Below are 24,301 nucleotides of genomic sequence, written 5' to 3' on the forward strand. Positions count from 1 at the left end.
AAATCTTTACTTATTTTTGTCAAAACAATTTTAAAGCCACGTCCTTATTGATAATATTAGTATCTTTTCGGCTTTAGCGGGATAAAGGTATAAAATTTAACTCCTTGACAGCGAGAATTTATCAGATTTAATGGAAACAATAGGTAGGTATTTTATTTTTTTAGGTTCACTCTTGGTAAATAGAGAATCATTCAAGACGTACTTTAAACTCACCATGGAGGAGTGTATCTCTATAGGTATCAATTCTGTGTTTTTAGTTGCTTTGGTTGCTTTCTTCATTGGGGCTGTTACTACCATCCAAACGGCCTATAATTTGGTAAGCCCTCTTATTCCTAATTATGTTATAGCCTTGGTAGTACGAGATATGACCATTTTGGAACTAGCACCTACTATTATAGGAGTAATATTTGCAGGAAAAGTAGGTTCAAGCATGGCCAGTGGGCTTGGAACCATGAGAATATCAGAGCAGATAGATGCTCTTGAAGTAATGGGAATTAATTCATCCTCTTATTTGGTACTACCTAAAATAGTGGCCGCCGTATTGATGTACCCGATGCTGGTAATCATAGCTGGTTTATTAGCTATGGTAGGGGGTTATCTGGCAGGCGTGCTTACTAATGTGATTACTCCTACCGAATATATTCAGGGAATACGTTTCGATTTTAATGAATACACAGTAACCTTCGCACTTATTAAATCATTTGCTTTTGCTTTTTTAGTATCTTCTATCTCTTCATTTAAAGGTTATTTTACCACAGGTGGAGCTGTAGAAGTGGGGCAAGCCAGCACAGCCGCTGTAACCCAAAGTGTTATAGCTATTCTTTTGGCAGATTATCTGTTAGCCCAATTATTATTGTAATATGATCAAGATAGAGAATATAAAAAAGTCTTTCGGAGATAAGGAAATACTGAAAGGGATAAGTGGAGTTTTTGAAAGAGGGAAGCCTAATTTGATCATTGGCTCCAGCGGAACAGGAAAGAGTGTTTTATTAAAATGCATAGTAGGGCTAATTGCACCTGATGAAGGTCATATCCATTATGATGAGCATGAATTAACTAATGCTAACCGCGACACTAAAACAGAAATAAGAAGACAAATAGGCATGCTTTTTCAAGGCGGTGCTTTGTTTGACTCTAAAACGGTGGAGCAAAATGTGATGTTTCCTTTAGATGTGCTCACCAAAATGCCTAAAGGGGAAAAACTGGATAGGGTAAATTCTGCTCTTGAAAGAGTAGGTTTGGCAGGACAAAATCAAAAAATGCCTTCTGAAATTAGTGGTGGGATGCAAAAGCGTGTAGGCATAGCCCGGGCCATTGTAAATGATTCTAACTATCTATTTTGTGACGAACCTAACTCTGGCTTAGATCCTCAAACGTCTATCCTGATAGATGACCTCATTCTGGAACTTACAGAAGAATCTAACATAACCACGGTAGTAGTAACCCACGATATGAACTCCGTTATGGGGATTGGAGAAAAGATCATGTTCCTTTACAAGGGTAAAAAACTCTGGGAGGGTAACAAGAACAATATCATGGATTCTAACGTGAAAGAATTTGATGATTTTGTGTTTGCCAATAAAGTGATGAGAAAGCTTAAAAAAGGTTAACCGCTCAGTTTGGTTAACCTCATCATGTTCTCAAAAAAGAGCACTTACCTGCACCCTTCCTACATGAATAACATCACTTTCCTCTGATTTGCGACCGTTATAACTCAGGTTAAGTTGGAGCCCAGAAGCTACTTTCTGTTGCCAGTTTACAGTCCATGTGAAATTTTCACCTGGCCTTAGCGCATTAAGCATATCGTACCCCACCGGGCTATTCTCTTCTCCATTGAAATCTATATTTACCACTTTAATTTGAGTACTAAAAGTACTACTAGCAGCCTTATTAAGTTTAATATTCAGTCCTGCTTCATGTATAAAAGCATTTTCAATGGACTCTAAGGCTAATGTATTATTTTTCTCTTCATAATTAAACTCTAATGACAATCTAAAATTTCCCTTAGGCTGCCAAGATATCTCCGGAGATACTGCCTGACTTACAATTAAGTAATTTCTACCATTTAAAAAATCAGAATTCACATCCTTCTCCCCTTGCTTAAGGCTAACCTTCAAGTTATACTGCCTGGAAAAATTCACTCTACCGTTCAATGTATATTCATCTACATCTCTAGCCTCAAAACCTCCTGTAAGTAGCTGCTTTTGATTGGCCCTATAAAAACTAAAATCTCCTCCGTACTTAACATTAGCCCGATTGTAGAAAAAGGTAGTCCTTAGCACATTCTTCTCCGTTATCACCTCACTTTCTTCTATGGATTTCATAAACCCCAACAAACGACTATCTATAGATCGATCAGTAGTTTTTACATCAGCTGCCCACGAGGTATTATTTGAAAATCTACTCAGAAACTGCTTCCATCCATGTTCATTCTTCCAATCACGAGGCATTTGTAAACTAACGCGGTAAGTGAGTGTATTTTGAAAGGCGGTAATAAAATCATTTGTAAGCGTAAAGATTCTTACATAATTTCTCTCATCCAGATTTATAGCTTCAAAAAACTCATCAAGATCCTGCACACCATCATCATTAAGATCTCTCCAGGTGTATGTTCCTTCTCCCGTAGGCACCTTTACATATACAAATTCCTTTCTAGGCTCTTGGCTATTAGCAAGGGCATAAGTAAGGTTAGAAATAATGTGTCTCTTGAAAAAATTATTTTGTAAATCTAATCTACCTGCTACCGTTTCTTCCAACTCATCGGTTTGATCATAAGCCAATTTGCGATAAGTAAATAGCAGCCCAATTCTATGATTTTTAAAATCTCTAGCCAGGGAAAGTCTGCTAGTATTAGAGGTTGTATAATCATTGAGACTTCCTTCCTCTATATTCTTATCCTTCCTATAATCATGCTGAAGCAAGAATTCCAATTTGGAGTCAGGTATGTTTTTCAAATAAAAGGCATGAGAGTTAAAATACATAGCCGTACTTACTAGAGAATCCTGCTTATTAAAACTATTCAAATTATGATCTATACTATACTGATACCCAGGAATTACCCATTTGGTAGTATAAGATAAGTCTCCTTCCAGCCGCTTCCAGGAAATGTTTATAGAGTCTTGCTCACTATTGAGCCAGAATAAATTACTCCTTAATTGGAAATTACCTAAAGTCTTGTCAAATGCTCCTTTTTGCTGAAAGCCATCTACTTGCAACCCCCTTCTTCTATAAGTAACAGTGTAATCTAAACCATTGTCTGAGTCTTTTCTTATACCCAAAGAAGCATTGGTGATGAAATCATCATAATCGGCAATTTGCACATTAGGATCATAGCCCCAGTCGCGGTCATATTCAATATACCTAAACCTATCGATAGGCACGAAATCCTGATCATCAAATTCAAATTCCACTTGGCTATTGAAAAGATAATCTTTCAAAAAACTCACTTTTCTTTTTTCGCTCTTCAATCCTGTTTTGATGGCAAACCCATTATTATCTTCATTATCAATTTCAGAGTACAAATTCAGATCCTGATCTGAAAAGGCCATTTCTACATATAATGATTCGTTTTTAGAAAGAGCATAAGTTGCTCCTATATTGGTCATTTGTTTTTTATTAGGTGGAGCTATTTGCTGCACAGGTTCATACTGCCCCTGTGGAACACCCCCTTGCGGAGAAACCCACATATAAACTCTACCGTTAGCGGTACTTCTTTCATAAACATAATTACCATTACCCAGCCCCATATCACTAAAAACCACCTGATAAAAGGCTTCATCTGAATCTGTACTATATTTATAAATCCGATGTCTTGTACCATCATTATCAATCGTATCTTTTTGCTGATACAGCACTCGGTCCTGACTGAAACCTAAGCTATCAACTCCAGAGATGACAGCTTCATCTATCCTATCTCCTACTTCACTTAGCAATTGCTTATCTTCAGTAGTAAGATCTACTAATAAAGGCCTATTCTTGTTATCCTTTTCACTATAATAATTGACAAAAAAGCCAAATTTATTACTATTCTGGTAATGACTTGCCGTAACAATGGTTCTTCCATAATTCTGATCAGAATATTCATAATCGACGCGAATTCTGGAAAACTGAGTTATCAATACTTTATTGGTAAAGGTGATCTCTGCACTATTATAATCAATTACATAATCATTATTATAGCCCCTTGAGAGCTGCTTACCATCGAGAAATACTTTTTCTGAATTAGCCAATATAATAATGAAATTCTGCCCTGAAGGACCTGGAACCCTATACGGGCCCTGCACCCCCTCCAAAGGCTTAATCTGTACTGAGTTAAACTTCCCTTTAGCTACAGAAATACCTAACGAATTAGATAGTTCCGATTTGCCTAAATTATAATTTACTTCCGCTAAGCCTCCTTGAACATTTTTATAATATTTTAAAAAATAAGATGATCGATTTTTCAATACTACATCTCCACCGGTTACAGAGAATTTATCATTATAAACTTGTATGAATACATTGTCAAAGTCTTGCAGTTGCTGTGTATTACCCTCAGGCTGAAAAGGTACGTTCTGATCAGTTATGGCCGCCCTTATGTTTAGATCCTCTGTTAGTTTTCCTTCCAGATTAAGGTTTAAGGTAGAATTAACAAACACATCCTGATTACTTCCAAAAGATATGCCCCTGCTTATGCTACCACTTTTATTAATTCCTTCTGAAGCAAATAACTGCTCACGCCGCATAAACACATCCTCCTTAACAGGGTCTTTAAAAATAGCGTTAGAATCATATACATCCAGACTGCGATGATAATACTTCGTGCTAAGATTAAAAGGTAATACAGAATAACAAACCTGGATCGAATCAAGCTTCTGATCAGTGTCAACAGTAGCTTTTCCCGAAGCAAAATCATAATATACACTCACTTCGGTATTATCAACCTCATTGAGAAATATAGAATTGGGAGACAATGTAAGTGTATCTATATTAAAAGGCTCATTAAAAGTTTTAACCCATTTACATCTTTGATTTATATCCTGTGCAAAAAGACACCTTGTTAAAAATAGGCTGATCATAAGAACTGTAAGCTTCAACCCTCTCATTTTAAGACATTCATAACAAAAAAAAATATTCTTATAGAATATAATATTTTTTACACAAAAGGATATTAATTATATCCTACGCATATCATTATTCATTCTAAAACTCATGATTATGTAAGCCTACAGCACTTTAAATGCCTCATATAGAATCATTAACAATAGGGAGTTCTATAAAAAAGGAAGTGCCAGAATTTTGTTCAGTTTCGAACCAAATCTTACCTCCAGCGTGCTCCACCCCATGTTTCGCTATGGCTAGTCCTATGCCGGAGCCTGTTTCCTTGGTGCTGAAGTTAGGTATAAAAATTTTGTTATGTATGTCTTCGTCTATTCCAGGCCCATTATCCTTTATTTCTAATAACGCCTTTTGCTTGCTCAAAATAGTAAGCTGGATCAATATAGTGATATCATGCTCCTCACAAGCCTGTATAGCATTAATAATTATATTAGAAATAATGCGCCCCATGAGCTGTTCATCGCCACGTGTATATACTTCCTGGCTGGGCATTTCTAAGCTTATGGTAGTATTTTCAGTATTTCCCAACAAGTCTACGGTCTGCTTCACCACTTTTGCTAATTCATATATCTCATTTTCTGGAATAGGCATTTTTGCAAATGAGCTAAAAGATGAGGCAATATCATTGAGTGTATCCACCTGTACTAATAAGCTTTTCAGGGGCTTCTCAAAAGCATCTTGCTGCAAAGTACCCTCGAGCCTACGACTCAGGTGCTGTAGAGTAAGCTTCATAGGAGTTAAAGGATTTTTAATCTCATGAGCCACTTGCTGCGCTATCTCTCTCCAGGCTGATTCCTTTTCTGTTCTAGCCAATGCCTTTTTACTTTCTTCTAAATTGACTAGCATACGGTTATATTCACTCACCATCAGACCTATTTCATCGTCAGACTTCCATGTGAGAGGCTCATTGAAGCCCGTTAATGTAGTCTTTTTTAGCTTTTGAGTAATAAGTACTAATGGAAAAGTGAGCCACTTAGCGGCCAGATATGATACTAACAAAAATATGATAAAGATAACCGAAAATATATTCATTATATTGGTAAGCACCTCTACCTGATTTTGCTGAATGGTGTACTCAGACTGAAAGAAAGGAATACTCAAAATACCTATAAGCTTGCCACTTTCAAAAGATTTAATGGCATAAAAAGTACTGTTAAAATTCAGCTTACCTACCGATTCCCTGGTAACATAAGCATTCTCCCCTTGCTCTTTAATCTTAGCAATTGCTCTTGGGTTAATATACTGTGAGAGCAAATCATTCTCATAAATTAAAGGTTGACTGCTTCCTAAAAGTTTTCCCCAGGTACTAAAAAGGTTGACGTCTACGCCCGCATATTTTGACACTTCTGAGAGTTTACCTCTCAAATCATCTTTATCAGAGCCTAAACTTGCAATATAGTTATTAAGCTCATCGCTAAGGTTATTACTTATACTTTCGGCCTTTCTGTAATACTCCTCATTTACTTCCTTTTTAAAGGATGAATTAATAACACTCAATGTTGTAATACTTACTGCAATAAGAGGAAGAAAAAAAGCAGCATTGAGATATAACTGTATTCTGGCTGAATAATTAAGAGTGATTCTCTGAAAACTGAAATAAATGGCAAAGCATACCATAATAAGTATTAGCGTAAATACCTGCAAAAGGAACAAAAAAGAGAAGTTACTGAAAATATCTGATGAAGGATGATTATTAGAGCTGATCACAATAATTCTTCCCTGATTATCTCTAATGGCCAGGTGCCTAAACCCTGCATAAGAAAAACCACCCTCAAAAAGATCTTTGTCCTTTAAAAACTCAGTCTCAAAATCAGTAATGTAGTTAAAATCACCTGAATGGTAAGTAATTTCATCCTGTGAAAACACGGCGTAGCTATAATTAGAATTTTGATAAGGCGATAGAAATCTGTTGTCTACTAATAGTTCTGGATATACGTTATCCGGGATAATTCTTTTCAGATTTAGGTTAATGACAATGTAACCCACCACTACACCTCTCTTCTTCACTTCTATAAAATCAACATATCTTTTTGAAGCATTCAACCCCAGCCGATTAATGAAGTATATTCCTTCATACCCTGTCTTATACTCCTCTACATTCAACCTGTCAACCTCTTCGGGGCTGAGAGGCGTTTCATATGGTTCAAAAGGATTTCCGTTAGCATTGTATAAATAGATCTGAACATCATACTTATCAAAATAGCTTCCCAGATACACCTGTCTAATTTTGGATTTCACCACTTCCTTAGACAGAAATGGACTAGAAAGACGACCTTGAATGAATAAGTCTTCTCTTACACTAAAATTAACTTCTGAAAGCAGGTACTCCGCTAGGTTGTCATTTTCAATTAGAAATTGATTGGCAAATTTCAGCTTTCTCTCCGTCTCTTGTTCATTTTCAAAATTATAAATAGCCAAAGCTCCGATAATAGCAGATGCTATAAGAAAAGTGAAGAAATAAAGAAAGGTATTATAACTTAGTTTTACAGCATAAGAGGGCAGGCCTGTAAACACTAACACCAAAAATAAAACTACACCTATAGACAAGCTATAGATAAAAAGCTGCCCTAGCAAAATATTTACCACAGCAAATAAAAAGACACCTACCGAAAAGCATACAAACAATTCCTTCTTGCCTTTACACAAAGATAAAATATATTTATACGCTACATGATAAAGCAAGAAAGTGATAGATGCTCCAATAACAAAAATCAAGAAAACGGTTGTTCTCTGGATGTCAAAATTAACCCCTTGATTTATATCAAAGCTTACCTGAGAATTATGGTATATGGTTTGAAAAACTAAGTATTGAAAATGAAATACTAGCAATACGAAGCTAGCAAATAACACCATGGCCGTTAGCCTTACTCCGTTACTCAGTGATTTTATTCTAGTAATAATATCTAATTCATAATAACTGAAATAGCAGTACAGTGAAATTATAAAAAGAAATAACAGGTTTAGCAATAAATCTCCGAAAGAAGCATTAATGCTTGAAGATGCAAAATTTCTAGAATCAAATAATTCAAGATCAACCATTCGTTGAGGAAAATTCATGAATAACATAAAACCTCTTAACAAAACAAGCAAAGTTGCCAATATCAGCAAAGCTTTATAAGGATATCCTTTTGCCTTTATATACCAGCTCAGTGATAAAGCAAAAAACACTAAAAATACACATCCAAATACAAATAAAATAGTAATGATATAATTTAATGACGTTTGAGGGGCTGAGTAATCATCATCAAGTATAACCCTAAACAAACATTCTTTATCATTTAAATATACGCCTGTTCCTCGCTGGTCTACCCGGTCTAAAATATCTAATTGCTCACTAGAGAAGATATCAGTATTAAAACCCGAATGCACATAATTATTATCTATTTTATAAGAACTATGTAGCATGATTATGCCGTAAATTTCATAATCACTATTCTGTATTTGCCATTTTCTAGAAAGGTATTTCTTACGCAAAGTACTGATAAGCTTGTAGGTATAATCTCCTCTTAGCTGTCTGTATTCCGGTACATATCGGTAATCTGACCAATAGACCAATCTACCTGCATTAAAAACGTAAAATGCATGCTTGCCCACAGGCATTTCAGTAAACAAAAGCTCATCCTCCTGCTCCAAAGTGGCCAAAATAGGCACCACCTCCCGTTGCAAGTCCAGTACCTCGGACTCCAAGTTCTCCTCTATTTGATTGATATGATCATCAAGCTGAATATCAGCCCTACCAAAAAAGAAATATAGCGTTGCACTTATGCAAAAACAGCACAATGCAGATACCAAAAGGGGGTATTTTAACCTTATAAACAAATGATTAGAAATTCTTTGCTAACACTTAAATATAACGCATTTACTATCAATTAGCGTATTAAGCTGAAAGTCTAGTTAATGAATGATACTAAAACAAAAAAAGAAGGCTTAAATAAACCTTCTTTTAATATAAAAATTTCAATGACATCTAAAATGCCACATGTCTTTTATTTGCTTCAGCCTTTGCATTTGCTTTACTTCTTTTATACCAAAAATATCCCACCACAGAAATAAGAATATAAGGCATTACAAACAGATACAATATACCGAAGTTTAAGCCCGCCCCTATGCCAATTTCGCCATTACTAACATTATTCTCCACGGTCGCTCTACACATAGCGCATTGAGCTGCTGCAGGTATTATACTGGTCAATAACATAAGACAGGGAAGTGCTAAATATTTAATCATCTTATTCATCAAAAACATAACAGATCTAGATTAAAAAGAGTTTACGTGTAATAAGGGCTAATCATTACATACACTACTACACCCGTAATAGCTACATATAGCCATATAGGATAAGTGATTCTAGCCAATCTCCTATGAGCATCAAATCGTGCAGATAACGCTCTTACAAAAGTGAACAATACCAATGGAATAACAGCTACCGAAAGTAAAATATGAGTAATCAATATGAAGTAATAAATATACTTGATCATTCCTTCTCCACCGAAGGCCGTAGAATCACTGGTCATATGATATGCTACATACATAACCAAAAAAGAGGCAGAAAGACCTATGGATACTTTCATTAAGGATTCATGAAGCTTAATATTCCTTTGCTTTATTGCAACCAACCCTGCAATAAGCACTAATGCTGTCAAGCCATTAATACTTGCATAAATTGGGGGTAAAAAAGAAAAATCGTATCCTTCAATTTTAACCTTGAACAAAACCGCTACTGCTACAGGAATAACAATAGACAAAGCCACAATTAACTTTTTATACTTTACCTCTTTATTAATTGTCTCCGTTTTCATTTAAAATCTTTAATTCCACTATTAGTCTGTCTTGCTCATCTAAATCAGTACCATAATAACCTCGTATTCTCCGTTGGCTATCTACTAGTACATACTGATTCGATTGATCTGTCAAATACCCACATTGTATAAAAGACATGAATTCATTTTTTACAACCGTAATTTCGGTGTCTTCAAGTTCCAATGGAGCATTAGCATATACCACAAAGTTCGGCATTTGTTCTTTAAAACTATCTTTTAACCTATTAATTTGATTAGTCAATTCAGTTTTATCACTTATGCCATTTTCAAATAGAAAGGCTAACTGGCCCTTTCCCTCTACAAATAATGAGTCTGACAAATAAAAAGGAGACTTAGCCTTGTCACAGGTACTTATACTTCCCTCATCCTGATAATATAAAGGAATATCAAACTCGTTTTTACCAAACATCTTCAAAAACAAGAATATAAACACCGGAATAGCTAAGGTAATAATGAGAAAAGTAATTTTAATAAATCTGCTCATAAAGCTATAATATAAAATAAGGCTAGGGTAAATTACCACTAGCCTTATCATTCTAAATATTTTTTATTACTCTAGTTTAAATATCTGACATCAAAAATGGCAGTACCTTCATATAAGAAAGCTATCAGCATCCACACTACAAAAATAAGAGGGATGATAATTGACCATATTAATGATTTAGTTTCATACTTGAGGTGCATAAACTCAGATACAATGTAAAAGGCCTTAACAATCGTCATAGCTACGAATATAGCTATCCTTAAAGTGGCCATCTCCAAAGGAATCGTAAAAGCTATAATAAATTCTAATATTGTAATCAGGGCCAGTATTCCTGCTGTTTTCCAAATCTTTTGGATTTTCTTCTTATCAGCAGGTTGTACCTGAACGTGTGATGTTTCTTCTGCGTGCATATTTAAATATTTTTAAAGCTTAAACCAGATAAAAGAATGTGAATACAAAAACCCATACAAGGTCTACAAAGTGCCAGTAAAGACCTACCTTCTCCACCATTTCGTAACTTCCTCTTTTATCATATACTCCTTTTATAGTATTGTAATAAATCAAAAAGTTTAAAACCACACCACTAAATACGTGAGTACCGTGGAATCCTGTAATAAAGAAGAAAAAGTCTGCAAAATCAGTCGGTCCATATTGATTAACGCTTAAGTTCGCTCCAAAAATAGTTTTTTCTACCCAAGAACCATTAACCAAAAACTTCATAGCAGTACCAGAATCTGTTCCTACTATATAGTGAGTCCACTCCCAAGCTTGACAACCTAAGAACACTAAACCACCTATTATAGTCCAAAGCATCCATTTTTCAACAGCCTTTCTATCCATTCTATGGCCAGCTTCTACGCCTAACACCATAGTAACACTACTCATAATCAGGATAAAGGTCATAATTCCTACAAATACTAGCGGCAAATCGTAACCATGTAAAAATGGAACCGCATTAAAAACTTTTTCAGGTACTGGCCAGTATTCGTTAGAAAAAGTAAAGTCTGCCATATCTCCAGGGTATGCCTTATGAGCTGACCTTACCATTCCGTAGGTTATAAGCAAAGCAGAAAAGGTAAATGCGTCTGACAGTAAGAAAAACCACATCATGAGTTTTCCATAACTTGCCTTAAACGGTGACTGCCCGCCATCCCAAATACTCCTCTTTGGGCCATCAATTGTCTGTGTGGTAGTTGACATAATGATACTTTAAATCTCTAATTATGATTCAATAATAAAAATATAAATAAATAAATCCATAGGCCTCCTAAAAAATGCCAATAGGTCATACACATTTGTAACCTATTTAAATTTTTAGAATGTACCTTGTACTTAAAAGTTGATACTAACGATACTAGCAGAACGATCATACCACTTACTAGGTGCACTACATGCAACCCTACTAATACAATTAGAAAGGATACAGAAACATTATTTCCCACAAAGTGATATCCCTCTTCTGCTAATACTTTCCATCCGTGATACTGAGCAGCAGTAAATAATAGACCCAAAATAGTCGTAATAATTATAGCTACTTTAACCATATCCAGATTATCCTTCTTGGCTGCTAAATAAGCCCAGTGCATGGTAATACTACTCACCGCTATTAATGCTGTAGAATACCAAAATGTTTGTGGTAACTCAAATACAAGCCAGTTTCCTTCCGCTTGTCTTACTATATAAGCACTAGTAAGTGCTGCAAAAACCATTACCACCGTAATCATGAACAGCCACAATGCAAACTTTTGAGGATGCATTGACAGCGTTTTTTTCGGTTCTTCTATTATCTTAAAATCACTCGTCATCTCCATCTATCTTACAATTTATCCAGCAAATATGCTATTTGCACTATTGGTAAATACAAAAACGAACCAAACATTATTCTCAATGCTGACTTTCTATTTCCATGACGCATGTGAGAAAATGTTTGAGCTAAAAATAACACTCCAGATACCGTTACCACTATTGCAGAATCTATTCCAGTAATACCAAATTTCGCTGGCAACAAACCAAGAGGTATTAAAAACAAGGTATAAATCATAATCTGTATAGCGGTATTCATATCCTTCTTGCCTCCTGACGGCAAAAGCTTAAAACCTGCTTTCTTATAATCCTCGTCAGCTACCCATGCAATAGCCCAGAAATGAGGAAATTGCCATATAAATTGAATTCCAAATATTATAATTGCCTCGTAACTCAATTGGCCTGTAGCTGCTGTCCATCCAAGTAGTGGAGGCAAAGCACCTGGTATTGCTCCTACAAATACTGCTATCGGCCCTACTCTTTTTAAAGGGGTATACACAAAGCTATACAGTATCATTGATGCCACGGATAGCCAAACCGTTAGTCCATTAGTATAAATACTTAAGATCCAAAGGCCAGCTGCTGCAGTGAAAAAGCTTAAAATCACAGCTTCTGATATAGAAACCCTTCCTGTAGGAATAGGTCTATTCATGGTTCTTGACATCAACTTATCTAAATCCTTTTCTATAATTTGATTTATTGTAACTGATGCGCCGGATACTAAAAAGCCTCCTAAGCATATAACCAACAAATTCTGCCAATTCAATGAACCTTGTGCTCCTAGCACATATCCAAATCCGCACGAGAAAGAAACTAATAGAGAAAGTCTGAACTTAAGCAGCTCAAACAAGCCTTTAGCTTTTTCAGCAAACAGATTAACTTTATATGTAGAACTATTTACAAACATATCAATAATCACTTAATGCCCTCTTTTTACAGAAAACTGTAAAAACAACAAGAACTCTAATCCAAATATTAAAGTACCTAACAGTAAATGTACAGGCTGAACAGAGGCAGGTATGCCAAAGTATGCCATCACTATTCCTGTGAATATACTTAAAAACACCACTCCCAACAATGCATAAACAAGTTTTGAAATAACATTCTTCTTCATCATATAAAACAACAACAAGCCATGTAATATCAATACAAGCCAGCTAAATGTTCTATGAACAATGAACTCCATTCCAAGCTCTCCAATCCAATTATGTCTATTAGCAGTCCCCATTTGGGCTGCTATCAAATCAATAGCTTCTCTTACCTGAGTACCCAAAAATATTTGAACTACCCCTATAACCATACAAGCTACTAATATCGCTTTCAATTTAGTCCTACTATTATCGGCTAAATTAATATTAACTCTTTTTCCAGAAACAAAATATAGATATACAAGAAAGGCTACCATTAGTATTGCCAAAAACATGTGTATCGTTATGGTCCAAGGAACCAGATTTGTAGATACTACAATAGAACCAAACCAAGCCTGAAACACGGTCAATACAAGTGATAATACTCCAAGTATCGCTATCGTTTTGCTTTCTTTGAAGAGCCTGAGTGAGAAAAAACAAGTAATAAGTATACAAAAACCTATTACCACACCTGTTAATCTATTTATATACTCGACCCAAGTCTTATATTTATTAAAATCACTCTCTATGAGAATAGATTCATCGTTTAGAATCCTGTCCGCCGATTCATCGAAGCCAAAAGCTCTTAAATAACCAGCAAATTTTAAATTTTTCTCAGCACGTTTGCCTGAATAATACTCCTTGTAATTTGCAGGAAGCTGAGATTCCTCGGTTGGGGGTATCCATCTGCCCATACATTTAGGCCAGTCAGGACAGCCCATACCTGAGCCCGTACTACGTACAATGCCTCCTACCAGAATCAATACGTATATTGCCACAAGAGTAATGAGGCTGAAACGGTGTAACAGCCCCATTTTCTTATTAGTGTCCTTTTCTGTCATCTACAACAACCACATTCACTCCTTCTTCTTTTTCTAGCTTTATCATCTCATTCTCATGAGGTAAGTTAGACTCTGGAGTCATTGAAAACGGTATATGTTGTGGAATAAAGTCTTCTTTAGATCCTGGTTTACTATAATCATATGGCCATCTATAAACCTTAGGTATTTCACCTGGCCAGTTACCATGACCTGGCACTACTGGTGTAGTCCATTCTAAAGTATTTGATTCCCAAGGATTAGCTGTAGCCTTTCTTCCTCTCCAAATACTGTGGAAGAAATTGAAAATAAATATTACTTGTGCACTGAATGTGATGATAGCAGCGATGCTAACAAACATATTCAAGTCACTAAATGAATTCAATGTATCGAAGTTGGTAAAAGAATAATATCTTCTTGGATAACCTGCAATACCAATATAATGCATAGGGAAGAATACCATATAAACCCCAGCGAAAGTTAACCAAAAGTGAATATAACCTAATCGATTATCCATCATCCTACCGAACATCTTAGGGAACCAATGATAAATACCACACATCATACCGAAGAATGAAGCACTACCCATTACTAAGTGAAAGTGAGCCACTACAAAATAAGTATCGTGTAGTTGAATATCGATAGCTGAATTTCCTAAGAAAATACCAGTAAGTCCACCTGAGATAAAGAATGAAACCAAACCAATGGCAAAAAGCATTGCTGGTGTAAACCTTAGGTTTCCTCTCCAAAGTGTGGTCAAATAGTTAAAAACCTTTACAGCAGAAGGAACCGCAATAATTAAGGTTAACAGCATGAATACTGAACCCAAGAATGGGTTCATTCCTGACACGAACATGTGGTGTGCCCATACTACAAATGATAAGATCGCAATAAACAACATAGATCCGACCATAGCTTTGTAACCAAATATTGGTTTTCTTGAATTAGTAGCTACAACCTCAGAAGTAATACCTAAAGCAGGTAATAATACAATATACACTTCCGGATGCCCCAAAAACCAGAACAAGTGCTGAAATAATACGGGGCTACCGCCTTGATTAGGTAGAGCTTCACCACCAATATAAATATCAGACAAATAGAAACTGGTACCAAAACTTCTATCAAAAATCAGAAGTAATGCTGCTGATAATAATACAGGGAATGATAATAAACCAATAACAGCTGTCAGGAAGAAAGCCCAAATTGTTAAAGGTAATTTTGAAAAAGACATCCCATGAGTTCTCATGTTAATAACAGTAGCAATGTAGTTAACACCACCTAATAACTGAGATACTATAAATAATGCCATGGCTACCAGCCATAAAGTCATACCCAAACCAGAACCACTTACGGCCTGAGGTAATGCACTTAATGGAGGGTATATTACCCAACCACCTGATGCTGGCCCTGTTTCTATAAATAAAGAAATAAACATTACCACACTAGACAAAAAGAATGCCCAATAAGAAAGCATGTTCATAAAACCAGAAGCCATATCTCTAGCTCCTATTTGAAGCGGTATCAAAAAGTTTGAAAATGTACCACTTAAGCCCGCTGTAAGTACAAAGAACACCATAATAGTTCCATGCATTGTTACCAGAGCCAAATAAAACTCAGGATCTAATTTTCCTTGTTCTGTTATCCATTTACCCAATAAAGGTTCTAGCCAAGAAATATCAGCATCAGGAAAACCAAGTTGTAATCTAAAAATAACAGATAAAGTACCACCAATAAGAGCCCAAAAAATACCAGTTAATAGGTATTGTTTGGCTATCATTTTATGGTCAGTACTGAAGACGTATGTCGTCCAAAAGTTACCATGATGATCATGATCATGATCATGTCCGCCTTCTGTAATGTGTATATCAGCAGTTGCCATAATTTATTATCTTTTCCTTATAATGAAGCTTCAGTTTCAGTATTATCCTCTATGCCAGCTTTAATTCTAGCTAACTCTCTTTTTTCTGCAGGTACCTTTTCCAGGTAATCCTCATTTAATTTCAACCATGTAGCCTGTTCCGCTTTCCAAGCCTCATAAGCCTCCTGTTCTTCTACTACAACTTTTAATTTCATTGAAAAATGACCTCTTCCGCAAATTTCCGTACAAGTTATAAAGTAATCAAATTCAGGATCTCCAAGTTCATCCCTCATTTCTTGAGTTGTTTTAGTTGGAGTAAATTTAAAATGAGTAGGCATACCAGGTACGGCATCCATTTTCACTCTGAAGTGTGGCATAAAAACACTGTGTATAACGTCTCTAGCCCTTATTTTCAATAAAACTTCTTTATCCTTCGGTAAGTGCATTTCCATTGGAATAAAGTCATCATAAGAATTCTCATCAGAAAGGTCTATACCGAATTGATTAGAAGCATCAATCAAGCGATAATCATACGCGCCTAATTCTGCATCCTTATTACCTGGGTATCTAACTCCCCAGGCAAACTGATACCCCATCACTTCTACCACTTCAGCATCATCTGACGCTTTAGAGGTTATATTACTCCATGCGCTAAGACCAGTAAGAACTAAACCTGCCAATGTAATAGCCGGTACAATAGTCCACAAAATCTCAAGTTTTGTATTATCTGGATAGAATTTACCCCTTCCTCCTTCTTTGTATTGGTATTTAAAACTAAAAACAAACAGCAAAACATTTGTTATAACAAACACAATACCTGTTAATCCCATAGTTAACCAAAAGGCAAAGTCAATAGATCCGGCATGAGCAGACGCCTGAGGTAAAGTATAATCATCAAAATAGACAATAGAATACCAAAAGAATAATCCGAATGCCACAAACATAAATAGAAGCAGCAAACCTGCATTAATCTTATTACTCGAGCCCACCTTCTCCTTACTGGTGCCCTTTACCACATTGACCAAGTTGCCAATCCTAAACAAGGTCAACAAGATGATCACGAGAAGAACGACACCTATAGCAATAATAACTTTGAACATATCCCTATATATTAATCTTTATTTATAACTATAATTTAAATATGATGATGCAAACTCTCTTCTAAGAATGGATGGTTCTTAGGATACAAAGGAGCCTTAGCCAAGCTAGTAAGAGCTACAAATAAGAAGGCTACACCAAATATCATTAACATTCCTATTTCCATGAATCCGAAACCACCTTCTAATTTCATAACACCTGGAGTTATCATCAGATAGAAATCAAACCAATGTCCTGCTATTATAATAGGGCACACTACTTTTATTAAAGACATATGACGCTTAGCATCTCTTGTCATTAATAATAAGAACGGTAATACAAAATTCAATATTAAATTAAGGTAGAATACCCAAGTATAGTTTCCAACTTCCAATCTTTGTAAGAAATATACGGTTTCCTCTGGCATATTAGCATAATACTGTAATAAGAATTGAGCGAACCATACATAAGTCCAGAATATACTAAACCCGAAGATGAATTTACCTATATCGTGTAAGTGATTAGCGTTAACAATAGAAAGATATCCATTTTGCTTTAGAACTACAGTAATAAGTGCAATTACCGCAAGACCGTTAATCCACCAGCTGGCGAATACATACCATCCAAATAATGTGCTAAACCAATGAGGATCAATAGACATAACCCAATCCCAAGCTCCTACTGAAGAAGAGAAACCAAAAATCACTAAGAATATGACTGAATATTTTCTAGTCTTTCTCCAATGATCTACACCTCCATTGATGTCTTCTGCAAAAATTTCCTTCTTAATCCACACGAATAACATATACCACAAAGCGAAGAATAGTACCATTCTCACGATGTAAAACAAAGGTAATGCGCTCCCACTTTCCATTGGCCAAAACCAAAGAGGTGCTTTACCTTGCAAAATCTCATCTCCTCCAGGTCCATATAATGAAGCATGAGTCCAGTGGAAAACATCATAACGAACTAACCACCAAGAAACAAACATCAGTATACCTGCAATTGGTATCCAGTTAGCTAATGAGAGTGAAACTCTTAAAAAACCAACAGACCAACCTGCCTGAGCCACATACTGAACTGCAACGAAAAACAAGCCAATAATAGCTAGTCCTGTGAAGTACACATTGTTAACCCATAAATTACTATAAATCCTTTTCAGCCAATAAGCCGACTCATGATGTTCTCCGTGTCCAGCCTCATGAGCTTCAGCCTCACCATGTTCTTCAGCATGAGCACTTCCTTCATCCTGTGCATCAGCGCTAGCCAGCAAAGAAGCACTTTCTTGTGCGTTCAAGGCAGTTTCCTCATGCTCACCGTGCGCCTCGTGCCCATGGCCACCAGACATACTAAGTACTGTACCTAATACAAATAGTACAACACCTACTATACCTAATATTACCAAGGTCTTTTTTGCTCCTGCGGTAAATGAAAATCTTTCTTCAGTCATTTGAATATCTATTTTATGCCAGCGGCATTATAAATTATTACTTTTGTAGAGTTTTAACAAATTTAGCTATTTTCCATCTTTCTTCAGGACTAAGCTGTGAGCCATGAGCTCCCATAAGACCTTTACCCCATGTAATCACATGGAATATATGGCCTTCTGTGATATCCTTATATGCAGCTCCAGTAAGGTTAGCCACACCCGGAAATTTCTCAGAAACCAATCCATCTGCCTGACCTGCTCCACCATGGCAATGCTCACAAAAGCGATTATATAACATATGTCCATCTTCAATTACCTCATCAGTATTTGGTAATGGATTTTTTAAAGTTCTAGAAGCTAACGTTAAGCTATCCTTCGGTAATCTATAAGGTAAAAATCCGTTCTTATTTCTTTTTACCGTATTAGCCGGAGGTATTCTCATAGTCATACCATGCGGATTGAGCGGGTTAGAGTTATAATATTCTCCATGTCCATCGCTATTTTCATCTAACCATTCAGCAGCTGTACCAGCTGACTCATCTGTTATTTGTGTTAAAGGTTCATAAGGAACTGAATGATACATGTTTGGAGCATATTCGAGTCCTTGGTCTTCACCACCTGCTGCACATGAAGCCAGTGAGGCAGCTAATGCTATTCCAAAAACAATTTTGATATTTCTATAAATATTCATCGTGCTAAATATTCCTTATTCCTTTTAAAAATCTTTTAAATTCACTTCCTGAGCACCAGAGTTACCTATTATAGATCTTATGTCTTCCTGACTCAAGTCATTCTTAGCTAAATCAATAGCCATAACGTGCTTATCATCAGTACATCTCTTATCCATCAACCTAGGTTTACCATAAGGCTTAAGGTTACTGGTAATCATAAATGTACCTACCATTCCTAATGCTGATAGTAGTACAGTAAGCTCAAAAGTAACTGGAATAAATGGAGGCAATGAAGCGAAGTTCTTTCCACCTATGATCATAGGCCAATCATAACCTAGCATCCATATTTGCATAGTAAGTGCCAAGGTTGTACCTAATAAACCAAATAGGAAAGCCACTATTGGCAATCTGGTTCTTTTATATCCTAGTTCCTCATCTAATCCGTGAACCGGAAAAGGAGTATAGACTTCATGAATTTTTACGCCGCTCTCTTTTACCTTTCTCACTGCGCTTAAGAGAACGTCTTCATCATCATAGATGCCTAAAACAAAGTGTTTATTACTTTCCATTTATTTTAATTCTTTTTAGAAGACGATGACTTAATAATACTTTTTACTTCGGCCATGTTTATTACCGGGAAGAATTTAGAAAACAACAAGAATAGTGTAAAAAATAATCCCAGAGTAAACACATATACACCTACATCATAGATAGTTGGGTAGAACATAGACCAACTTGAAGGTAGATAATCACGGCTCAAACACATAACAATGATATCAAATCTTTCAAACCACATACCTATGTTAATAACAATAGAAATAATGAATGATGTGATAAAGTTAGTTCTAACTTGCTTAAACCATAATGTACCAGGTATGATAATGTTACATATGATCAATGCCCAGAACGCCCATGCATAAGGACCTGTAGCAGCACCATAAGACATATAAGTGTAATTTTCGTATTCTACTCCTGTATACCAGCCTATGAAAAACTCAGTAGCATAAGCAATAGCAACCACACCACCCGTAACGATGATGATAATATTCATTAGCTCAACGTGTTCTCTAGTGATGTAATCTTCTAGCTTTAACAATTTACGAGCTATAAGCAAGAGCGTTAATACCATGGCAAAACCAGAGAAGATCGCACCTGCCACGAAGTATGGAGGAAAGATTGTACTGTGCCATCCTGGTATTACTGAAGTTGCAAAGTCAAAAGATACAATGGTATGCACTGAAAGCACAAGTGGTGTAGCCAAACCTGCAAGGATAAGAGCAACGAACTCATATCTACCCCAAGTCTTAGCGGCTCCATCCCATCCGAAACTTAAAGTTCCATATACCATTTTAGATATTTTATTGGTAGCTCTATCTCTTATAGATGCAAAATCAGGAATAAGTCCTATATACCAGAATACTAATGATACAGTGAAATAAGTACTGATCGCGAACACATCCCATAACAAAGGAGAGTTAAAGTTAACCCAAAGTGAACCGAATGTATTTGGTAATGGTAATGCCCAATAAAAGCCTAACCAAAGTCTACCCATGTGCAAGCCAGGGAAACATGCTGCACAAATAACCGCGAAAATTGTCATGGCCTCCGCCGCTCTGTTTATGGACATTCTCCATTTCTGTCTGAACAGTAAAAGGATGGCTGAGATCAGCGTTCCTGCGTGACCTATACCTACCCACCATACGAAGTTGGTGATATCCCATGCCCAACCTATGGTTTTATTTAATCCCCAAACACCTATTCCTTCCCATACCAACATGAATACAGCATAGGCACCAATTAGTAAAGCCACCAGTGATACTGCCATTCCAAGCATCCATGATTTACTAGGCTTACCCTCTACCTGTCTGCATATATCTTCCGTAACATCGTGAACGGTCTTACCACCGGTTACTAATGGTTCTCGAACGGATGAAGTAACTTGCATATTCTCTCTATTAAAAATTTTTAGTTAGTATCCTGTCTCCAGTTTACTTTTACAATTAAGCTTTATGATCTTTTAAATCCTTATTTCTAATCTTAGTAAGATAAGTAATATTAGGTTTAACACCTATTTCCTCTAGTACATGGTATGCTCTAGGTTCATGGATTTCAGTTTCAGTAATATAATCAATTTCAGTATCCTTAATTTTAAGCAACTGATAGATTCTGCTGTTCTCGTCTTTCATATCACCGAAAACAATCGCATCAGAAGGGCAAGCACTTGCACAAGCAGTGTTTATATCTCCATCATTAGGTCTTCTACCTTCTTTCTTAGCTTCAAGTTTTCCGTACTGGATTCTTTGAACACACATAGAGCATTTCTCCATTACACCTCTTGAACGAACAGTAACATCTGGGTTCAATACCATTTTACCCAAGTCAGAGTTCATTGCTGTGTTTATGTTCTCGAAGTTACCATTGTCATGATACTTAAACCAGTTGAAACGTCTCACTTTGTAAGGACAGTTGTTAGCACAGTATCTAGTACCTATACATCTGTTATACACCATTTGGTTAAGTCCCTCTGTACTGTGGCTGGTAGCAGCTACCGGACAAACAGTTTCACAAGGTGCATTATTACAATGCTGACACATCATAGGTTGGAAAGTAACCTCAGGATTAGCTGCGGCTTCTTCCAGTCCTTTAAGGTCATCAGGAGCAGCATCACTGCTGTAGTATCTATCGATACGCATCCAGTGCATATCTCTCTTATTGATAACCTCTTGGCGACCTACCACAGGAACGTTATTCTCCGAATGACATGAAATAACACATGCGCTACAACCTGTACAAGAGTTAAGGTCAATAGCCATTCCCCAGTGGTGGTTATTATATTCGTGACCTTTCCATAAGCTTAATGCGCCTGCAGGTGTACTTCCACTCTCTTCTCTCCAGTCGGCTATTTGTGGTCTGTATCTTCCTGCGAAAGGATCTTTTTGGTATTCTGAAAGCACTGACTCCTGAATCACACCTTCACGACCCATGTAGGTCTGATGCATCTGAGTTTGAGCAATCTGATATCTTTCAGGAAGTATTTCAATAGTTACACCACTGAATACATCATAAGAGTTAGTTCCGTTTAATAAATTTACGAAAGGATAAGCATCAACACCTCTTCCGTCTGCCACTTTACCTGCGCTTGTTCTTCCATAACCTAAGGCTAAACCAACAGTTCCTTCTGCTTGTCCTGGTTGGATAAGGATAGGCACCGTTACAGATTTACCATTGACAGTAAGCTTAGCTTTATTACATTCTCCCTGAGAAGAAGAAAGATCATTATCTGAAGCCCATTTTTTAGAAACAGTAAGGTAGTTATCCCAAGTGGACTTACTCACTGGATCTGGTAACTCTTGCAACCAAGGGTTGTTAGCTTGAGAACCATCACCAATACCTACTTTCTGATATATCGCTAATTCAACACCAGAACCTTTGTAGTTCTTAGCAATCTTTTGCGAAGCTGCTGAAATATTTCCGTTAAATGATGTAGTAGATACTGTTTCTTCCACTGCATCAGTTAAAGATTTAGAAGTCTCGTATACACCTTCATATAATACTTCATCAATGTCATTAACACCTAGTGCTTTCCAAGCATTAACTAAATAAGTATAATAATCAGGCTCAGCTACTCCTGCCCAAGTCATTAAGCTCTCTTGAGCCTGCCTTGTCTTGAAAATAGGAGTAATTGTAGGTTGTGTTAAAGTATAGCTTCCTTTTTTAGGTTCAGCATCATTCCAAGACTCCAAGAAATGGTGATCTGGGGCCACATAATCAGAAGCGATTGCAGTTTCATCTGGTCTATCTGCAGTACTTAACTTAACAGAAACCTTAGATAAAGCCTCTTTCAGTTCAGCTGCACCGGCATAATTATAAAGCGGGTTACAATTATAAAAAATAACTGCTCCTACTCTACCACTTTTAGCATCAGCAACAAAACGCTTCATAGCAGAATCATCACCTTTTCTATAGTTAGAAGGTGTAGATATATCCACTGTTTTACCATAACTTCCTAGCAGGTTGTTTATAGCGTTAACCATAACCTGAACTGCAGGATCGTTAGATCCAGACACTACTAAAGACTTGCCTCTAGCCTTTTTCAAGTCAGCGGCAGCCTTATTAATACCTTCGTTCGATGATTTTTTATTTCCTAATGCATTGTACAATTCAACTACCAATTTACCTGATTCTGAAGGTTTAACAGGGTAGCGATAATCTGCATTAGAACCAGTAAGAGATAGGTTGCTCTCAAACTGATAATGCCTTGACATAGTTTTCTTGTCAGGGCCCAATTTTCTAGTTTTACTGTATTGTTTAGTGTACTCTACAGGAGATATCCATGTGCCTAAGAAGTCAGCACCAAAACTTACAATAACATCGGCTTTGCTGAAATCATAAGAAGGAAGCACTCTTTGACCGAATGATTCTTCATTAGCTTTTAGAATACCATCGCTAGATACAGCGTCATAAGTAACAAGCTCAGTAGTAGGATACTTAGCCTTAAAATCTTCTATTACTTTCAGCGTAGTAGGGCTAGTAATTGTATTGCTAACAATCTTGATTTGACCACCCTTTGCAGCCACACTGTTTAATTTATTAATAACTTCTTTATCTAAATCAGCCCATTTAGCATTCTTCTGTGCTATTTTCGGACCTCTTAATCTCTCATTATCATAAAGCGTTAACACGCTGGCTTGCACCTGCGCATTAGTAGCTCCCTGAGTGATTTTAGATGATTTATTTCCTTCTATCTTAATTGGTCTACCTTCTCTGGTCTTCACTACTATACTACAAACATCACCTCCATTAACATAGGTAGTAGCGTAGTAATTAGGTACACCAGGATCAACATCAACCGGCTTATTCACATAAGGAATAGCCTTTCTAATGGGGGCCTCACATGCTGCTAAAGAAACAGCTGCAATACCAAAGCCCATCATTTTAAGGAAGTCGCGTCGATTGCTGCCTCCACCCTCTTCACTATTTTGTTCGGTTGGAAGGAATTCAGGAAATTCTTTGTCTGCGTTTTTTATAAACTCAGGATCATTAGATAATTGCTCAATACCTTTCCAGTACGTCTTTTTATTATCACTCATAATCTATCTATAGATGGAATCTTATC

The 24,301-nt window shown here is 36.5% G+C and carries 19 protein-coding genes; 2 read left to right on the plus strand and 17 right to left on the minus strand.

Translation table 11 applies throughout. From position 1 onward, the window contains the following. Nucleotides 1–130 precede the first annotated feature (130 nt). Complete coding sequence (locus JL102_RS04720) at nucleotides 131–859, plus strand: MlaE family ABC transporter permease (protein WP_202243095.1); 729 nt, start codon at nucleotides 131–133, stop codon at nucleotides 857–859. A 1-nt stretch (nucleotide 860) separates the two neighbouring features. Continuing rightward, nucleotides 861–1,610 carry an ABC transporter ATP-binding protein gene (locus JL102_RS04725; protein WP_202243096.1) on the plus strand — a complete coding sequence of 250 codons (750 nt, stop codon included), beginning with the start codon at nucleotides 861–863 and terminating at the stop codon, nucleotides 1,608–1,610. 30 nt (nucleotides 1,611–1,640) lie between these two features. Here the strand turns inward: JL102_RS04725 and JL102_RS04730 are convergent, their stop codons facing one another. From JL102_RS04730 to JL102_RS04810, 17 genes are all read right to left on the minus strand, one after another. After that, nucleotides 1,641–5,075, minus strand: coding sequence for a hypothetical protein (locus JL102_RS04730; protein ID WP_202243097.1), 3,435 nt, complete (start codon nucleotides 5,073–5,075; stop codon nucleotides 1,641–1,643). Between the two features lie 148 nt (nucleotides 5,076–5,223). Further along, on the minus strand, nucleotides 5,224–8,889 hold the full coding sequence (locus tag JL102_RS04735; RefSeq protein ID WP_202243098.1) for a sensor histidine kinase: 3,666 nt from the start codon (nucleotides 8,887–8,889) through the stop codon (nucleotides 5,224–5,226). Between the two features lie 175 nt (nucleotides 8,890–9,064). After that, nucleotides 9,065–9,334, minus strand: coding sequence for a hypothetical protein (locus tag JL102_RS04740; RefSeq protein ID WP_394369227.1), 270 nt, complete (start codon nucleotides 9,332–9,334; stop codon nucleotides 9,065–9,067). Between the two features lie 32 nt (nucleotides 9,335–9,366). Beyond that, nucleotides 9,367–9,897: a DUF420 domain-containing protein gene (locus JL102_RS04745; protein ID WP_202243099.1), complete on the minus strand. Its 531-nt coding sequence runs from the start codon at nucleotides 9,895–9,897 to the stop codon at nucleotides 9,367–9,369. Then, on the minus strand, nucleotides 9,878–10,402 hold the full coding sequence (locus JL102_RS04750; RefSeq protein WP_202243100.1) for a hypothetical protein: 525 nt from the start codon (nucleotides 10,400–10,402) through the stop codon (nucleotides 9,878–9,880). Before JL102_RS04750 ends, JL102_RS04745 begins: the two co-directional genes overlap by 20 nt. Nucleotides 10,403–10,473: 71 nt before the next feature. Further along, the gene (locus JL102_RS04755; RefSeq protein ID WP_202243101.1) at nucleotides 10,474–10,812 is read right to left on the minus strand and encodes a cytochrome C oxidase subunit IV family protein; all 339 of its coding nucleotides are present in this window, start codon (nucleotides 10,810–10,812) and stop codon (nucleotides 10,474–10,476) included. Between the two features lie 19 nt (nucleotides 10,813–10,831). Then, nucleotides 10,832–11,602 carry a cytochrome c oxidase subunit 3 gene (locus JL102_RS04760; protein ID WP_202243102.1) on the minus strand — a complete coding sequence of 257 codons (771 nt, stop codon included), beginning with the start codon at nucleotides 11,600–11,602 and terminating at the stop codon, nucleotides 10,832–10,834. A 17-nt stretch (nucleotides 11,603–11,619) separates the two neighbouring features. Continuing rightward, a complete protein-coding gene (locus JL102_RS04765) occupies nucleotides 11,620–12,207 on the minus strand; it encodes a cytochrome c oxidase subunit 3 (protein ID WP_202243103.1) in 588 nt (195 codons plus the stop codon). A gap of 11 nt (nucleotides 12,208–12,218) precedes the next feature. Beyond that, complete coding sequence (gene cyoE, locus JL102_RS04770; protein WP_202243104.1) at nucleotides 12,219–13,112, minus strand: heme o synthase; 894 nt, start codon at nucleotides 13,110–13,112, stop codon at nucleotides 12,219–12,221. A 12-nt stretch (nucleotides 13,113–13,124) separates the two neighbouring features. Then, nucleotides 13,125–14,174: a COX15/CtaA family protein gene (locus tag JL102_RS04775; protein ID WP_237390398.1), complete on the minus strand. Its 1,050-nt coding sequence runs from the start codon at nucleotides 14,172–14,174 to the stop codon at nucleotides 13,125–13,127. Then, entirely contained in the window at nucleotides 14,155–16,029 is a 1,875-nt protein-coding gene (locus JL102_RS04780) for a cytochrome c oxidase subunit I (protein WP_202243105.1), read from the minus strand. Before JL102_RS04780 ends, JL102_RS04775 begins: the two co-directional genes overlap by 20 nt. Nucleotides 16,030–16,046: 17 nt before the next feature. Beyond that, the gene (locus tag JL102_RS04785) at nucleotides 16,047–17,108 is read right to left on the minus strand and encodes a cytochrome c oxidase subunit II (RefSeq protein ID WP_202243106.1); all 1,062 of its coding nucleotides are present in this window, start codon (nucleotides 17,106–17,108) and stop codon (nucleotides 16,047–16,049) included. 35 nt (nucleotides 17,109–17,143) lie between these two features. Continuing rightward, on the minus strand, nucleotides 17,144–18,535 hold the full coding sequence (locus JL102_RS04790) for a quinol:cytochrome C oxidoreductase (RefSeq protein WP_202243107.1): 1,392 nt from the start codon (nucleotides 18,533–18,535) through the stop codon (nucleotides 17,144–17,146). Nucleotides 18,536–18,572: 37 nt separating this feature from the next. Then, nucleotides 18,573–19,205, minus strand: a complete 633-nt coding sequence (locus JL102_RS04795) for a c-type cytochrome (RefSeq protein WP_202243108.1) — start codon at nucleotides 19,203–19,205, stop codon at nucleotides 18,573–18,575. A 24-nt stretch (nucleotides 19,206–19,229) separates the two neighbouring features. Further along, complete coding sequence (locus JL102_RS04800) at nucleotides 19,230–19,754, minus strand: DUF3341 domain-containing protein (protein ID WP_202243109.1); 525 nt, start codon at nucleotides 19,752–19,754, stop codon at nucleotides 19,230–19,232. Nucleotides 19,755–19,759: 5 nt separating this feature from the next. Then, a complete protein-coding gene (gene nrfD, locus JL102_RS04805) occupies nucleotides 19,760–21,130 on the minus strand; it encodes an NrfD/PsrC family molybdoenzyme membrane anchor subunit (RefSeq protein WP_202243110.1) in 1,371 nt (456 codons plus the stop codon). Nucleotides 21,131–21,185: 55 nt separating this feature from the next. Next, nucleotides 21,186–24,275: a TAT-variant-translocated molybdopterin oxidoreductase gene (locus tag JL102_RS04810; RefSeq protein WP_202243111.1), complete on the minus strand. Its 3,090-nt coding sequence runs from the start codon at nucleotides 24,273–24,275 to the stop codon at nucleotides 21,186–21,188. Nucleotides 24,276–24,301: the final 26 nt, after the last annotated feature.

Origin of the sequence: Fulvivirga sediminis, assembly GCF_016757215.1 — a bacterium.
Taxonomy (GTDB): domain Bacteria; phylum Bacteroidota; class Bacteroidia; order Cytophagales; family Cyclobacteriaceae; genus Fulvivirga; species Fulvivirga sediminis.

Bases quoted from the DNA above. Each gene is read 5' to 3' on its own strand.
- JL102_RS04720 (WP_202243095.1), top strand. From the start codon at position 131: ATGGAAACAATAGGTAGGTATTTTATTTTTTTAGGTTCACTCTTGGTA.
- JL102_RS04725 (WP_202243096.1), top strand. From the start codon at position 861: ATGATCAAGATAGAGAATATAAAAAAGTCTTTCGGAGATAAGGAAATA.
- JL102_RS04740 (WP_394369227.1), bottom strand. From the start codon at position 9,334: ATGAATAAGATGATTAAATATTTAGCACTTCCCTGTCTTATGTTATTG.
- JL102_RS04745 (WP_202243099.1), bottom strand. From the start codon at position 9,897: ATGAAAACGGAGACAATTAATAAAGAGGTAAAGTATAAAAAGTTAATT.
- JL102_RS04750 (WP_202243100.1), bottom strand. From the start codon at position 10,402: ATGAGCAGATTTATTAAAATTACTTTTCTCATTATTACCTTAGCTATT.
- JL102_RS04755 (WP_202243101.1), bottom strand. From the start codon at position 10,812: ATGCACGCAGAAGAAACATCACACGTTCAGGTACAACCTGCTGATAAG.
- JL102_RS04760 (WP_202243102.1), bottom strand. From the start codon at position 11,602: ATGTCAACTACCACACAGACAATTGATGGCCCAAAGAGGAGTATTTGG.
- JL102_RS04765 (WP_202243103.1), bottom strand. From the start codon at position 12,207: ATGACGAGTGATTTTAAGATAATAGAAGAACCGAAAAAAACGCTGTCA.
- cyoE (WP_202243104.1), bottom strand. From the start codon at position 13,112: ATGTTTGTAAATAGTTCTACATATAAAGTTAATCTGTTTGCTGAAAAA.
- JL102_RS04775 (WP_237390398.1), bottom strand. From the start codon at position 14,174: ATGACAGAAAAGGACACTAATAAGAAAATGGGGCTGTTACACCGTTTC.
- JL102_RS04780 (WP_202243105.1), bottom strand. From the start codon at position 16,029: ATGGCAACTGCTGATATACACATTACAGAAGGCGGACATGATCATGAT.
- JL102_RS04785 (WP_202243106.1), bottom strand. From the start codon at position 17,108: ATGTTCAAAGTTATTATTGCTATAGGTGTCGTTCTTCTCGTGATCATC.
- JL102_RS04790 (WP_202243107.1), bottom strand. From the start codon at position 18,535: ATGACTGAAGAAAGATTTTCATTTACCGCAGGAGCAAAAAAGACCTTG.
- JL102_RS04795 (WP_202243108.1), bottom strand. From the start codon at position 19,205: ATGAATATTTATAGAAATATCAAAATTGTTTTTGGAATAGCATTAGCT.
- JL102_RS04800 (WP_202243109.1), bottom strand. From the start codon at position 19,754: ATGGAAAGTAATAAACACTTTGTTTTAGGCATCTATGATGATGAAGAC.
- nrfD (WP_202243110.1), bottom strand. From the start codon at position 21,130: ATGCAAGTTACTTCATCCGTTCGAGAACCATTAGTAACCGGTGGTAAG.
- JL102_RS04810 (WP_202243111.1), bottom strand. From the start codon at position 24,275: ATGAGTGATAATAAAAAGACGTACTGGAAAGGTATTGAGCAATTATCT.